Raw genomic sequence first — 12808 nt, 5'->3', positions numbered from 1 at the left:
CAATAAGGTCCGACTTCGCTATTGTGCCAACATGGATGCCCGATCGCCCGATCTGACCCCCGACGCCGCCGGCTGGCGCGCTGACGCGCCCAAGACCAAGAGCCTGGCCGAGGTGAACGCCAGCGTCGCGATCCCAAAGGCGGGGGTCTGGTGGCGCCGTTTCCTCGCCTTCGTGGGGCCGGGCTACATGGTCTCGGTCGGCTACATGGACCCCGGCAATTGGGCGACCGACCTCGCCGGTGGGTCGAAGTTCGGCTACACGCTGCTCTCCGTCATCCTGCTCTCGAACCTGATGGCGATCGTGCTGCAGTCGTTGGCGGCGCGGCTCGGCATCGTGACCGACCGCGATCTCGCGCAGGCCTGCCGCGCGAGCTATCCGCCGGCGGTGAACGTCCTGCTCTGGCTTGCCTGCGAGGCGGCGATCATCGCCTGCGATCTGGCCGAGGTCATCGGCACGGCGATCGCGCTCAAGCTCCTGTTCGGGATTCCCCTGATCGGCGGCGCGCTGATCGCGGCGCTCGACGCCTTCCTGCTTCTGGTGCTGATGAATCGCGGCTTCCGCTTCCTCGAGGCCTTCGTCATCGCACTGCTCATCGTGATCGCGACCTGCTTCACGATCCAGGTCGTCGCGGCCGCGCCGCCGGTCGCGGAGATGCTGCGGGGCTTCGTGCCCTCGACGGAGATCTTCACCAATTCCGAGATGCTCTACATCGCCATCGGCATCATCGGCGCGACCGTGATGCCGCACAATCTCTATCTGCACTCCTCGATCGTTCAGACCCGCGCGTACGAGCGCAATGACGAGGGTCGGCGCGAAGCGATCAAATGGGCGACGACGGACTCGACCATCGCCCTGATGCTGGCGCTGTTCATCAACGCCGCGATCCTGGTGGTGGCGGCGGCGACCTTCCACAAGAGCGGTCACTCGGATGTCGCGGAGATCGGCCAGGCGTTCGAATTGTTGTCACCGCTGCTCGGCCTCGGCATCGCCTCGACGCTGTTCGCGGTGGCGCTGCTCGCCTCGGGTCTCAACTCGACCGTGACCGCGACGCTCGCCGGGCAGATCGTGATGGAAGGCTTTCTCGATCTGCGCCTGCCGAGCTGGGCGCGCCGGCTGCTGACGCGCGGCATCGCCATCATTCCTGTGATCGTGGTGACGGCGATCTATGGCGAACGCGGCACTGCCGATCTGCTGGTGTTCAGCCAGGTCGTGCTGTCGATGCAGTTGCCTTTCGCTGTCATCCCGCTGGTGCGGTTCGTCTCCGACCGCCGCAAGATGGGGCAGTTCGTCATCCCCGCATGGGTCGCCGCGCTCGCGTGGATCGTCGCGGGTGTGATCGTGGTGCTGAATATCAAGCTGTTGGCCGACACGCTGTTCGGCTGATCCCATCCCGCTCCGGCCCGCATTCGCGGGGCATGACGCAAAAACCGTGTCGGCTAGTCCTGCGGCTCGGACACGGCATCGCCCTGCGCATCGATGCGCAGCCAGCCTGACGGCGCGAGGCGCTGCTGCGGCAGGAAGCGCGCTTTGTAGTCCATCTTCTTCGAGCCTTCGATCCAGTAGCCGAGATAGACGTAAGGCAGTCCCTGCCGGCGGGCGCGGGCGATGTGGTCGAGGATCATGAAGGTGCCGAGCGAACGGCTGACCTGACCGGGTTCGAAGAAGGAGTAGACCATCGACAGACCGTCGCTGAGCACGTCGGTCAGTGCGACCGCGAGCAGTTCGTCGCCGCGACCGGTGAGGCCGCTGTCGGGATTGCGCCTGCGATACTCGATGATGCGGGTTTCGACATGGCTGTCCTCGACCATCATGGCGTAGTCGAGCACGGTCATGTCGGCCATTCCGCCATGACGGTGACGGGAATCCAGATAGGCGCGGAACACCGAATACTGCTCGGAGGTCGGCACCGCGCTGCGCTGCTCGCCGATGATGTCGGCATTGCGCGCCAGAACCTTGCGGAAGTTGCGGGACGGCCGGAACTCGTTGGCGACGACCCGGACCGACACGCAGGCGCGGCATTGATCGCAGGCCGGCCGGTAGGCGATCGACTGGCTGCGGCGGAACCCGCCATGGGTCAGGAGGTCGTTGAGGTCCCCGGCGCGATCCCCGACGAGATGCGTAAACACCTTCCGCTCGTGCCGTCCCGGCAAGTAGGGACAGGGTGAGGGCGCCGTGAGGTAAAACTGGGGGGTGTCGCGCGAGTGCTGGGTCAAGGGACGTCGTGGGCCTCCGAAGTGGGTATGAGCATCGCGCTACGGAAGTCCCTGGTCAATCGGTCTACATGGCAGGTCAGATCAGCCAGCTTAGCCGGTCCTGGTTGACAGGTCCTTGATCAATAGGTCCTGGCGGTCTGCGGCACGGGCGCACGAACCGAATTGTTGATCACGACCGTTCCCAGCACGAAATCTTGCAGCAGCCGCCGGCGCCCGTTGAACAGGCCGACCAGCACCACGAACGGCGACAGGAACGAGACCGACACCCAGAACAGCACGGCATGGGTCGCGCCGAGCACGAAATAGCCGGGCGCGCCGTACCAAGTGCGCAATTCCAGATCCATCACCCGCATGCCGATCGTCGCCGACGACGGCCCGCCGATGCAGGCGCCGTAATAGACGATCGCCCAGATCACGGATGCCGGCCACGCCAGCCAGAACAGCGCCCAGCCGAGGCCGAGCGTGATCACGCCGAACACGGCGATGAAGAGGTAGCCGAGGATGACCGGCACGGAGATCACGACGAGGTCGATCAGGAATGCGAACACCCGCCGCGTCGCGACGCCGCGAAACAGTTCCGGATGCAGGTAGGGGTCGTAGGCGTGCGACGGAACCCCGCCGTCATTGCGCCAGGCGCCTGAACTACCCGAGTCATACGACATCGTCCGTCCTCCCAGAGGAAATCCTCGCAGCACGACATGGGAACAGGCTGTCCGCATGCCAAGAGCGCGCCGACATTAACAAGCGGAAATATTCCGGCAATTCGGGGGCGGCAGGATCATTCGGCGCGTTTGCGCGAAATGCAGCGGCCGCGGGGTGGGCGACGACGCGAGAGTCGCGCGCCCACCGTATGCCGGTGCATCTCGATTCGGAGTGATGGGCGCGCCTGGCTTTGCCCAGCCACGATCACTGCGCGCGCAGCTTCTCCGCGACCTTCGGCGCGAAATAGCTCAACACGCCATCCGCGCCGGCGCGCTTGAAGGCGAGGAGGCTCTCCATCATCGCGCGCTCGCCATCGAGCCAGCCGTTGTTCGCGGCCGCCGCGATCATCGCGTATTCACCTGAGACCTGGTAGGCGAAGGTCGGCATCGCGAACGTGTCCTTCACGCGCCGGACGACGTCGAGATAGGGCATGCCGGGCTTAACCATCACCATGTCGGCACCCTCGGCGATGTCGAGCTCGACCTCCCGCAGCGCCTCGTCGGTGTTGGCACTGTCCATCTGGTAGGTGCGCTTGTCGCCGGTCAGCGCCTTGGCAGAACCGATCGCGTCGCGGAACGGGCCGTAGAAGGCGGAGGCGTATTTCGCTGCATAGGCCATGATCTGCACGTCGAGGAAGCCAGCGCGATCCAGTCCCTCGCGGATCGCGGCGACGCGGCCGTCCATCATGTCGGAGGGCGCGATGATGTCGCAGCCGGCTTCGGCCTGCACCAGCGCCTGACGCACCAGCACCGCCACCGTCTCGTCGTTCAGAATCCGTCCGTCGGCGATCAGTCCGTCGTGGCCGTGGCTGGTGAAGGGGTCGAGCGCGACGTCGCAGAGAATGCCGAGCTCGGGAAACTCCTTCTTGATCGCGCGCACAGCCTGGCAGACCAGATTGTTCGGGTTGGTGGCTTCCGATCCCTCTTCGTCCCGCAAGGACGGGTCGGTGTAGGGAAACAGAGCGATGCAGGGGATGGTGAGTTTCATGGCCCGTTCCGCCTCGCGCACCGCGTGGTCGACGCTGAGCCGGTCGACGCCGGGCATCGAGGCGATCTGCTCGCGCTTGTTGTCGCCGTCGATCAGGAATAGCGGCCAGATCAAATCATCGGTGGTGAGCACGTTCTCGCGCACCATGCGCCGGGCCCATTCGGCCTTGCGGTTGCGGCGCGGCCGGACGGTCAGATCGAGGGCAGGGGAGGCTGCTGACGCGCCATCGCGGCGCGAAACCTCGCGCAATTCGATCGGACGTCCGTATTTGATCGCCATTACTCTTTCTCCGTCTGGAATTATTCTTATACCAGCTCACATGGTTCCCGTCACCGCGGCTTGACCTGCCGCAAGGGATGGCAGCCGATTGATTTTGCGGGGCGAAGCAGCCAGAAGGAGCCATGTCCGAGATATCAACCCGCGACGCGGCCCGCGACAATGCCCGGGACAGCGCCAGAGAAAGCGCCAGGGAGAGCGCCATGTCGGTGGCCGCGATCTCGACCGGCCGGCCCGAGTCCGACGACAACGTCTGGACCCGCCGGCTCGTGCTGTTCCTGCGGTTGATGGCGCTGCTGTCGATCCTGAAGGGCCTCTATCACTGGGCGCAGGTGACGGGCTTCGTCGGCGGCGAGGACGAGGCGTTCGAGAACCAGTCGATGGCCTGGCAGGCCGCAACCGTCTATTTCGCGGTGATCGAACTCGTCGCGGCCGTCGGCCTCTGGCTCGCGACGCCCTGGGGCGCGGTGGTGTGGCTGACGACCGTGGTGTCCATGGCGGTGATCGAGTTGATGTTCCCCGGCATCTACGGCGGCAGCCTGGTCGTCGTCGCGGTCGAGGCCATTATGCTCGCCGCCTATCTCGCGCTCGCCTGGATGGCTGCGCGCGAGCGGCCTCCATAGTCATCAGCTGATCGCAATAACTGTCTCTCCCTCTCGCCCCGGATGCAGCGCAGCACGCAGTGATGCGCTGCAGGATTGGGGGCGTTTTTTCTGCATCGTGCCGCGAATTCGATCCGGCTTTCCATGGTCGGGATCCGTGCTTTCGCCTGCCGAAGATACGCGATGGGAGCCGGCGGAGTCGTGCGCGCTTGGTTGACCGATCGTTGCGTAAAATTTGCTGTAATTTGTCGCTAAGCTTGGTGTTCCGTCACAGCTCTTACGCGTGCGTTTCGAAACGGGGCGGCGCTGTGCTGGAATGCGACAGCGGCGGCGGACGGAGGGTGAACAGGACCTTGCGAGGGTCAACAGACGGTTGCGAAAAGCCCTTGTGGGACAGGCTTAATCCGCAATTCACTCTCTTAAATTCATGATCTCTTTATTGTCTTATTTAAGCTGATGTTCAAACGGCCCCCTTAAGTTGCACCTATCAGGCGAAACACAAGTTTCGTCGAATAAGTGTCGATAAAAACGACAACAGGGGAAGTGTCATGATGAAAGCCGTCGCAACTGCGGCAGATACCGCAGAGCGCGTCTCCGGCCAGCAGGGCTCGGTGCAGTCGCTCTATCTGGAAGCATTGACTCTGGTGGAGCGGCTGCATCGTCGTCTCCTCGATGTCATCAAGGACGAGTTCGATCGCCGCGGCCGCGCCGACATCAATTCGGTGCAGGCGCTCCTGCTCTACAACATCGGCGACAAGGAGCTGACCGCGGGCGAGCTGCGCACGCGCGGTTACTATCTCGGCTCCAACGTTTCCTACAATCTGAAGAAGCTCGTCGAGCTCGGATTCCTTGATCATCAGCGTTCGCGCGTTGATCGCCGCTCGGTGCGCATCCGCCTCACGCCGCAGGGCCAGGAAGTTCGCCGCATCGTCGATTCGCTCTATCAGAAGCACGTCAAGACGGTCGAGCAGGTCGGTGGCATCTCGGGCGAGGAGTTCTCCACGCTCAACAAGTCGCTGCACCGCCTCGAGCGGTTCTGGACCGACCAGATCCTGTATCGTCTCTGATCTGCTTTCCAGGGAATCAAGGCCAAGCCGGCCACGACAAGACCGGCAGGCCTCCCGAACGTGCCTGCCTTCCCCCAAGCGCGCCGGCCCGGGCCAGCCCCGGACCGGTGCGTTTTGTCGTTGTGCGGGTGCGAAAAAATAAGCCCGACTAGCGGAACCAGTTCCCCGCCTCACGGTTATCTCTCCGGATCGGAGGATGCGATGCTGGTCGAGCGCGGACTTCAGGCAATGAACGTCGAACTCGTGAGCGATGCCTATGCCATCGCCGCGAATTACCTCCGCCGCTCCGGCGCCATCCCCGACACGCTCGTCACCAACGAGCGGTTGCTCGAAATCATCGTCAAGCTGCTCCAGCATGGCGAATTCAACAAGATCAGGCTCGCCAACAAGGCCATCGCCAAGTTTGAGGCGCAGTCCGGGGCCAGAGCGGTTGCCTGATCAAGACTCCCAAAATTCAGACGAACCAGAGGGTGCCATGGAAGCCGCCATCGACCGCATCATGCAGACCTATGACCTGCTCGCGAACCGCACCGCAGCGGCGAGCGAGGAGGCGCGGGCCAAGGTCACGAACTACCTCAACACGCTGATGGAAGCCGGCGAGAAGGACACGCACAGGTTGACGGTCTGCGGCCTGACCTATCTGCGCCAGCTGGACGGGAGCGTTGATCCGGTGAAGGCGGGGTATACCGGGCTGTAGACGGAGCGCCGGACGCCCCCTCCATCCCCGGCAGCGACGGAATGGAGGGAAGCCGTCCCACCCGGACGAGGGCTGGGGGCTGAAATGTCCCGATGTCCACCATATCTTGCATAAATATCAGGCCCGACCCGCAAATGCTTGGCCGGGGACGGGTGATGTGGTAGATCGCGCTCGCCGCTTCCGATCACCACACCAGAGCCGACCGTAGCCCGCAAGAAAGGCTGCGGCGGTGGAGATATTCGCAAGATGTCGTCAGCCCAGACCGCCTCCGCGCCCGATTCGTTTTTCTCCGCCTCGCTTCAGCAGGCCGATCCCGAGATTGCTGCCGCCATCAAGGGCGAACTGGGCCGCCAGCGCCATGAGGTCGAGCTGATCGCCTCCGAGAACATCGTCAGCCGTGCCGTGCTGGAAGCGCAGGGTTCGGTGATGACCAACAAATATGCCGAAGGCTATCCGGGCGCGCGCTACTACGGCGGTTGTGAGTGGGTCGACGTTGCCGAGAACCTGGCGATCGATCGCGCCAAGAAGCTGTTCGGTGCGCAGTTCGCGAACGTCCAGCCGAACTCCGGCAGCCAGATGAACCAGGCCGCGTTCCTGGCGCTGGTCCAGCCCGGCGATACCTTCATGGGTCTCGACCTCGCGGCGGGCGGCCATCTCACTCACGGCTCGCCGGTCAACATGAGCGGCAAATGGTTCAAGGCCGCGCACTACACCGTGCGCCGCGAGGACCAGCTCATCGACATGGACGCGGTGGCGAAGCAGGCGGAGCAGGTCAAGCCGAAGCTGATCATTGCCGGCGGCTCGGCCTATTCGCGCCCCTGGGACTTCAAGCGCTTCCGCGAGATCGCGGACTCCGTCGGCGCCTATCTGCTGGTCGACATGGCGCACTTCGCCGGCCTCGTCGCCGGCGGCGTGCATGCCTCGCCCGTGCCGCACGCTCACATCACCACGACGACGACGCACAAGTCGCTGCGCGGTCCGCGCGGCGGCCTGATCCTCACCAACGACGAGGTGCTCGCCAAGAAGCTGAACTCGGCGATCTTCCCAGGTCTCCAGGGCGGACCGCTGATGCATGTGATCGCGGCGAAGGCGGTTGCCTTCGGCGAGGCGCTGCGGCCGGACTTCAAGGTCTACGCCAAGAACGTCGTCGAGAACGCCAAGGCGCTGGCCGAAACGCTGAAGAGCCACGGGTTCGATATTGTTTCCGGCGGCACCGACAACCATCTGATGCTGGTCGACCTCAGGCCGAAGAGCCTGAAGGGCAATGTCTCGGAGAAGGCGCTGGTCCGTGCGGCCATCACCTGCAACAAGAACGGCATCCCGTTCGACCCCGAGAAGCCCTTCGTCACGTCGGGCCTGCGTCTCGGCACTCCCGCCGCAACCACCCGTGGCTTCGGCGTCGCCGAATTCCAGCAGGTCGGCGGCATGATCGCCGAGGTGTTGAACGCGATCGCGCAGTCCGACGACGGCAAGGCGCCGCTGGTGGAAGCGGCGATCAAGGAGCGGGTCAAGGCGCTCACCGATCGGTTCCCGATCTACCAGTAAGGTCAAGGCAAACGGATGCGCTGCCCGAACTGCAACAGTCTCGACACGCAGGTAAAGGACTCGCGTCCGACCGAGGACTCGTCCGTGATCCGCAGGCGGCGCGTGTGCGTCGCCTGCAATTTCCGTTTCACGACCTTCGAGCGCGTGCAATTGCGCGAGCTGACCGTGATCAAGCGCAACGGCCGCCGCGTGCCGTTCGACCGCGACAAGCTGATGCGCTCGGTGCAGATCAGCCTGCGCAAGCGGCAGGTCGATCCCGAACGCGTGGAGAAGATGGTCTCCACCATCGTGCGCGAGCTCGAGACCGGCGGCGAGGCGGAAATCTCCTCCGAGGTGATCGGCGAGACCGTGATGGAGCATCTGCGTACGCTCGACGACGTCGCCTATGTGCGCTTCGCCTCCGTCTACCGCAATTTCCGCGAAGCCAAGGATTTCGCCGAGGTGCTCGGCGAGCTTTCCGGTGAGGAGGAAGCGCGGCTTGCCGCGGTCCGCAAATGATCTTCCGGATTCTGGAAGATCAGTTCGCACAGAAAGCCCGCGACTCCAAGGAAGCCGATCGACGCTACATGCAGCTTGCGCTCGCGCTCGGTAGGCGCGGGCAGGGACGTACCTGGCCCAACCCCGCGGTCGGTGCCGTCATCGTCAAGGACGGCATCATCGTCGGGCGAGGCTGGACGCAGCCCGGTGGACGTCCGCATGCCGAGCCCGAGGCGTTGTGGCGGGCTGGAGAGGCGGCGTGCGGCGCCACCCTCTATGTCACGCTGGAGCCCTGCTCGCATTTCGGCAAGTCGCCGCCCTGCGCCGACGCGGTGATCGCGGCCGGCATCAAGCGGGTGGTGGCGGCGATCGAGGATCCCAATCCGGACGTCGCGGGGCAGGGCCATGCGCGGCTGCGCGCGGCCGGGATCACGGTGGACGTGGGCTTGTGCGCGGCCGAGGCCGCCTTCGACCATGCGGGGCATTTCCGCCGCATCCGCGACCGGCGCCCGCACGTGATCCTGAAGCTTGCGGTCTCGCCGGACGGCAAGATCGGCGGCGCCGGCGGCACGCCGGTCGCGATCACGGGCGAGGCGGCGCGCAATCGCGTGCATTTGTTGCGTGCGCAGAGCGATGCCATTCTGGTCGGCATCGGCACGGTGCTGGCCGACGATCCGGTGCTGACCTGCCGCCTGCCGGGAATGGCGGCACGCTCTCCCGTGCGTGTGGTGCTCGATCAGAGCCTGCGCATTCCCGGCGACAGCAGGCTCGTGCACTCGGCGCGCGAGACGCCGCTCTGGGTGGTCTGCTCGGAGCTTGCGGAGGCCGCGGCCGCCGCACGCCTCGGCGCTGCCGGGGCGCAGGTGATGCGCATGCCGCCGACGAGCGCATCGGGGCTCGATTTGCCGGTCGTGCTGCATGAGTTATCCGAGAAGGGCATCACGCGGCTGATGGTGGAAGGCGGCAGCCGCGTTGCGGCGTCGTTCGTCGCGGCCGACCTCGTCGATGAGATCTGGCTGTTCCGCGGGGCGGAAGAGGTGGGCCGCGACGGTGTCGATGCGCTCGATGCATTGCCCCTGTCGAAAATCACGCAGTCGCAGAGCTTCAAGGTTCATGCTAGCGAGACCTTCGACAGGGATACTCTCACCATCTACGAGCGCGCCTAGCATGTTTACCGGCATTGTCACCGATATCGGCGAGATCGTCAGCCTGACGCCGACGGCGCAGGGGCAGTTGCACCGCCTGCGTATCGCCTGCCGCTACGATCGCGCGACCATCGCGGATGGCGCTTCGATCGCCTGCAACGGCGTCTGCCTGACGGTGGTCGCCTCCGGCGTCGAGGGCGGCAAGGACTCGGCTCAGAAGACCTGGTTCGACGTCGATGCCGCAGCCGAGACGCTGGGGCTGACGACGGCAAAGCACTGGAAGGTGGGAACGCGGCTCAACCTCGAGCGTGCGCTGAAGATCGGCGACGAACTCGGCGGCCATATCGTCGCGGGCCATGCCGACGGCATCGCGACCATCGTCAGCCGCGAGAACCTGCCCGACATGGCGCGGTTCGAACTCTCGACCACGCGCGAACTGGCGCGCTTCATCGCCGCCAAGGGCTCGATCACGCTCGACGGAGTTTCGTTGACGGTCAACACGGTGAAGGATCTGACCTTTTCGGTGCTGATCATCCCCCATACGCTGACGGTGACGACGATCGGCGCCTGGACGGCGGGCGCGGAGGTCAATATCGAAGTCGACCTGATGGCCCGCTACGCGGCACGGCTGACGGAAATGAAGTGACCGGCGAACCCGGGATTCCGGGTTCGATGCGTCGGATCGCCCCGGAATGGCAGTTTAAAACTTGGCTTACCGGCCTGCGGCGACTACATAACGCGCCGACCTCTGTAGAACGGATTTAGACGATGGCAGACGCGCGGCGCGCACCCCTGAAGGACCAGACCGACATTTCCGGCGCGCGTGCGCTGATCGTCGAGGCGCGGTTCTATGACGACCTCCAGGACGCGCTCCTCGACGGCACGGTGGCCGAGCTGAAGGCGGCCGGCCTGACGCATGACGTCATCACCGTCCCCGGGGCGCTGGAGATCCCGGCGGCTGTGGCGATCGCCGTCGATGCCGCGGCCGCAAACGGCAAGCCCTATGACGCTGTGATTGCGCTCGGCTGCGTGATCCGCGGCGACACCATCCATTTCGAGATCGTCTCGCAGGAGTCCTCGCGCGCGCTGATGGATCTTGCGGTCTCGCGAAAGCTGCCGCTCGGCAACGGCATTCTCACCGTCAACACCGAGGCGCAGGCCTGGGCGCGGGCGCGTGCCAGCGAACTCAACAAGGGCGGCGATGCCGCACGGGCCGCACTTGCGATGCTGCGCATCAAACGCCGCCTGGCGCGAGGCTGAACCATGGCTGACCCCACCAGGAAACCGGCGGGCGTTCCGGAGAAAAAGGCGAACCGGCGTGGTGCGGCGCGGCTCGCCGCCGTCCAGGCGCTCTATCAGATGGATATCGCGGGCGCCGGCATCAACGACATTTTCGCGGAGTTCGAGAGCCATTGGCTCGGCAACGAGGTCGAGGGCGACACGTACCTGCCGGCGGAAGCCGCGTTCTTCCGCGACGTCGTCTCCGGCGTGGTGCGCGACCAGAAGGCGCTCGATCCCCTGATCGACGAGGCGCTGTCGAAGGGCTGGCCGTTGAAGCGGATCGAGGCCATCCTGCGCGCGGTGCTGCGAGCGGGGGCCTATGAGCTCCAGCATCGCAAGGACGTGCCGGGCCGTGTCGTCGTGTCCGAATATGTCGACGTCGCCAACGCCTTCGTCGACCGCGAGGAGACCGGCATGGTCAACGCGGTGCTCGACCAGATCGGCCGGCAGTTTCGCGGCGACGAGTTCGGGCGAGGGTAGACATACATTCCGCTGTCATCACCCGCGGAGGCGGGTGATCCGGTACGCCGCGGCAGCGGTCATGATTATCGGGTGTCTCGGCGTACTGGATCGCCCGGTCGAGCCGGGCGATGATAGCGAGTGTGGGGCTACCGCCGATGACCGACGCGCAAGACACCTCCGGCGAAGACTCCCTCATCGCACGGTATTTCAGGCCGCTGGCGACCGATCCGGGAGCGCTCGGGCTGGTCGACGATGCCGCGATCCTGAGGTCAGCCGGCGACGACATCGTCGTCACGACCGACGCGGTGGTCGAGGGTGTGCATTATCTCGCCAGTGATCCTCCCGACACCATCGCGCGCAAGGCGCTGCGGGTGAACCTGTCCGATCTCGCCGCCAAGGGCGCGTCTCCGGCCGGCTTCGTGCTGACGCTGGCGCTGCGCGCCAAGGAGGACGCCTGGCTCCGGCCGTTCGCGGATGCGCTGGGCGAGGACGCCAACGCCTTCGCATGCCCGCTGCTCGGCGGGGATACGGTGTCGACACCTGGACCGCAGATGATCTCGATCACGGCTTTCGGCCGCGTGCCGCAAGGGCGTATGGTCGGCCGTACCGGCGCACGGCCGGGCGACCGCATCCTGGTGACCGGGACCATCGGCGATGCCGCCCTCGGCCTCGACGTCCTGACCGACGGCGCCGCCGCGAAGGCGCTGGCCTCCGATCCCCATGCGCGCGACATGCTGGTCTCGCGCTATCGCATCCCGCAGCCGCGCAGTGTGCTGGCGCAGGCCGTGAGGGATCATGCGACGGCCGCGATGGACGTCTCCGACGGTCTTGCGGGCGATCTCGCCAAACTCTGTGCGGCTTCCGGCGTCTCGGCCACCGTCGAGGTTGCGAGCATGCCGTTCTCCGCGCCGGCCGCGGGCCTGGTCGCGCGCGATGCGGTTTGCGTTGAGACGCTGCTGGCCGGAGGGGACGACTACGAAGTGCTCTGCACCGTCCCGCCCGCCCAAAGTGACGCCCTGATCGCCGCCGGTCGGGCGGCCGGTCTCGCGGTCACCGTGATCGGTACGGTCGTCGAAGGCAGCGGCCGGCCGCGCTTCGTGGACGGGCAGGGGCGGGAGCTGGTCCTGAAGCGGCTCTCCTACAGCCACTTCTAGGAATTCCTCCAAACCGGCCCCAAGGCTGCGGGGTCGGCTCCAAATTACCTGCCCACATCGGTGTTTTCGGCTGCCTCCGGCGTTGCACCATCAATTTGATTTTGGCAAGCTTGTGACCGACTAGGGCCGCCCCTTCGCAATGAGGGACGGCCTTGTTCAAAATCAAGGCGCTGCACCGCACGACGGACAACAAAAGGCG

Annotated in this window: 15 protein-coding genes; 12 read left to right on the top strand and 3 right to left on the bottom strand. The window is 65.4% G+C overall.

Annotation, left to right across the window (positions count from 1 at the left end; all coding sequences use genetic code 11):
• Positions 1 to 31 precede the first annotated feature (31 nt).
• Positions 32 to 1384: an Nramp family divalent metal transporter gene (locus QM712_RS11835; RefSeq protein ID WP_415023276.1), complete on the top strand. Its 1353-nt coding sequence runs from the start codon at positions 32 to 34 to the stop codon at positions 1382 to 1384.
• A 53-nt stretch (positions 1385 to 1437) separates the two neighbouring features.
• Here the strand turns inward: QM712_RS11835 and QM712_RS11830 are convergent, their stop codons facing one another.
• The 3 genes from QM712_RS11830 to hemB form a co-directional block, all read right to left on the bottom strand.
• A complete protein-coding gene (locus QM712_RS11830) occupies positions 1438 to 2214 on the bottom strand; it encodes an arginyltransferase (RefSeq protein WP_415023275.1) in 777 nt (258 codons plus the stop codon).
• A 119-nt stretch (positions 2215 to 2333) separates the two neighbouring features.
• Positions 2334 to 2876: an RDD family protein gene (locus QM712_RS11825; protein WP_415023274.1), complete on the bottom strand. Its 543-nt coding sequence runs from the start codon at positions 2874 to 2876 to the stop codon at positions 2334 to 2336.
• 244 nt (positions 2877 to 3120) lie between these two features.
• Positions 3121 to 4182, bottom strand: a complete 1062-nt coding sequence (hemB, locus tag QM712_RS11820; protein ID WP_415023273.1) for a porphobilinogen synthase — start codon at positions 4180 to 4182, stop codon at positions 3121 to 3123.
• A 122-nt stretch (positions 4183 to 4304) separates the two neighbouring features.
• On the opposite strand from hemB, the gene QM712_RS11815 reads away from it, so the two are divergent.
• From QM712_RS11815 to thiL, 11 genes are all read left to right on the top strand, one after another.
• Positions 4305 to 4802: a DUF6163 family protein gene (locus QM712_RS11815; RefSeq protein WP_415023272.1), complete on the top strand. Its 498-nt coding sequence runs from the start codon at positions 4305 to 4307 to the stop codon at positions 4800 to 4802.
• Between the two features lie 527 nt (positions 4803 to 5329).
• A complete protein-coding gene (ldtR, locus tag QM712_RS11810; RefSeq protein WP_011087797.1) occupies positions 5330 to 5848 on the top strand; it encodes a transcriptional regulator LdtR in 519 nt (172 codons plus the stop codon).
• A gap of 201 nt (positions 5849 to 6049) precedes the next feature.
• A complete protein-coding gene (locus tag QM712_RS11805) occupies positions 6050 to 6286 on the top strand; it encodes a hypothetical protein (protein ID WP_415023271.1) in 237 nt (78 codons plus the stop codon).
• Positions 6287 to 6323: 37 nt separating this feature from the next.
• Positions 6324 to 6545, top strand: a complete 222-nt coding sequence (locus QM712_RS11800) for a hypothetical protein (protein ID WP_091893260.1) — start codon at positions 6324 to 6326, stop codon at positions 6543 to 6545.
• Between the two features lie 246 nt (positions 6546 to 6791).
• Positions 6792 to 8090 carry a serine hydroxymethyltransferase gene (glyA, locus tag QM712_RS11795; protein WP_415023270.1) on the top strand — a complete coding sequence of 433 codons (1299 nt, stop codon included), beginning with the start codon at positions 6792 to 6794 and terminating at the stop codon, positions 8088 to 8090.
• Between the two features lie 15 nt (positions 8091 to 8105).
• On the top strand, positions 8106 to 8588 hold the full coding sequence (gene nrdR, locus QM712_RS11790; RefSeq protein ID WP_415023269.1) for a transcriptional regulator NrdR: 483 nt from the start codon (positions 8106 to 8108) through the stop codon (positions 8586 to 8588).
• On the top strand, positions 8585 to 9733 hold the full coding sequence (gene ribD, locus QM712_RS11785; protein ID WP_415023268.1) for a bifunctional diaminohydroxyphosphoribosylaminopyrimidine deaminase/5-amino-6-(5-phosphoribosylamino)uracil reductase RibD: 1149 nt from the start codon (positions 8585 to 8587) through the stop codon (positions 9731 to 9733). Before nrdR ends, ribD begins: the two co-directional genes overlap by 4 nt.
• Before the next feature lies 1 nt (position 9734).
• Positions 9735 to 10358, top strand: coding sequence for a riboflavin synthase (locus QM712_RS11780; RefSeq protein WP_415023267.1), 624 nt, complete (start codon positions 9735 to 9737; stop codon positions 10356 to 10358).
• A 122-nt stretch (positions 10359 to 10480) separates the two neighbouring features.
• Positions 10481 to 10972: a 6,7-dimethyl-8-ribityllumazine synthase gene (gene ribH, locus QM712_RS11775; protein WP_415023266.1), complete on the top strand. Its 492-nt coding sequence runs from the start codon at positions 10481 to 10483 to the stop codon at positions 10970 to 10972.
• A 3-nt stretch (positions 10973 to 10975) separates the two neighbouring features.
• The gene (gene nusB, locus QM712_RS11770; protein WP_415023265.1) at positions 10976 to 11473 is read left to right on the top strand and encodes a transcription antitermination factor NusB; all 498 of its coding nucleotides are present in this window, start codon (positions 10976 to 10978) and stop codon (positions 11471 to 11473) included.
• A 137-nt stretch (positions 11474 to 11610) separates the two neighbouring features.
• Positions 11611 to 12609 (top strand): thiamine-phosphate kinase, encoded by a 999-nt coding sequence (thiL, locus tag QM712_RS11765; protein WP_415023264.1) that lies wholly within the window; start codon positions 11611 to 11613, stop codon positions 12607 to 12609.
• Positions 12610 to 12808: the final 199 nt, after the last annotated feature.

The sequence above is a fragment of the Bradyrhizobium sp. genome, assembly GCF_047605465.1.
Taxonomy (GTDB): Bacteria; Pseudomonadota; Alphaproteobacteria; order Rhizobiales; family Xanthobacteraceae; genus Bradyrhizobium.
This window is presented reverse-complemented; position numbering and strand designations above follow the sequence as displayed.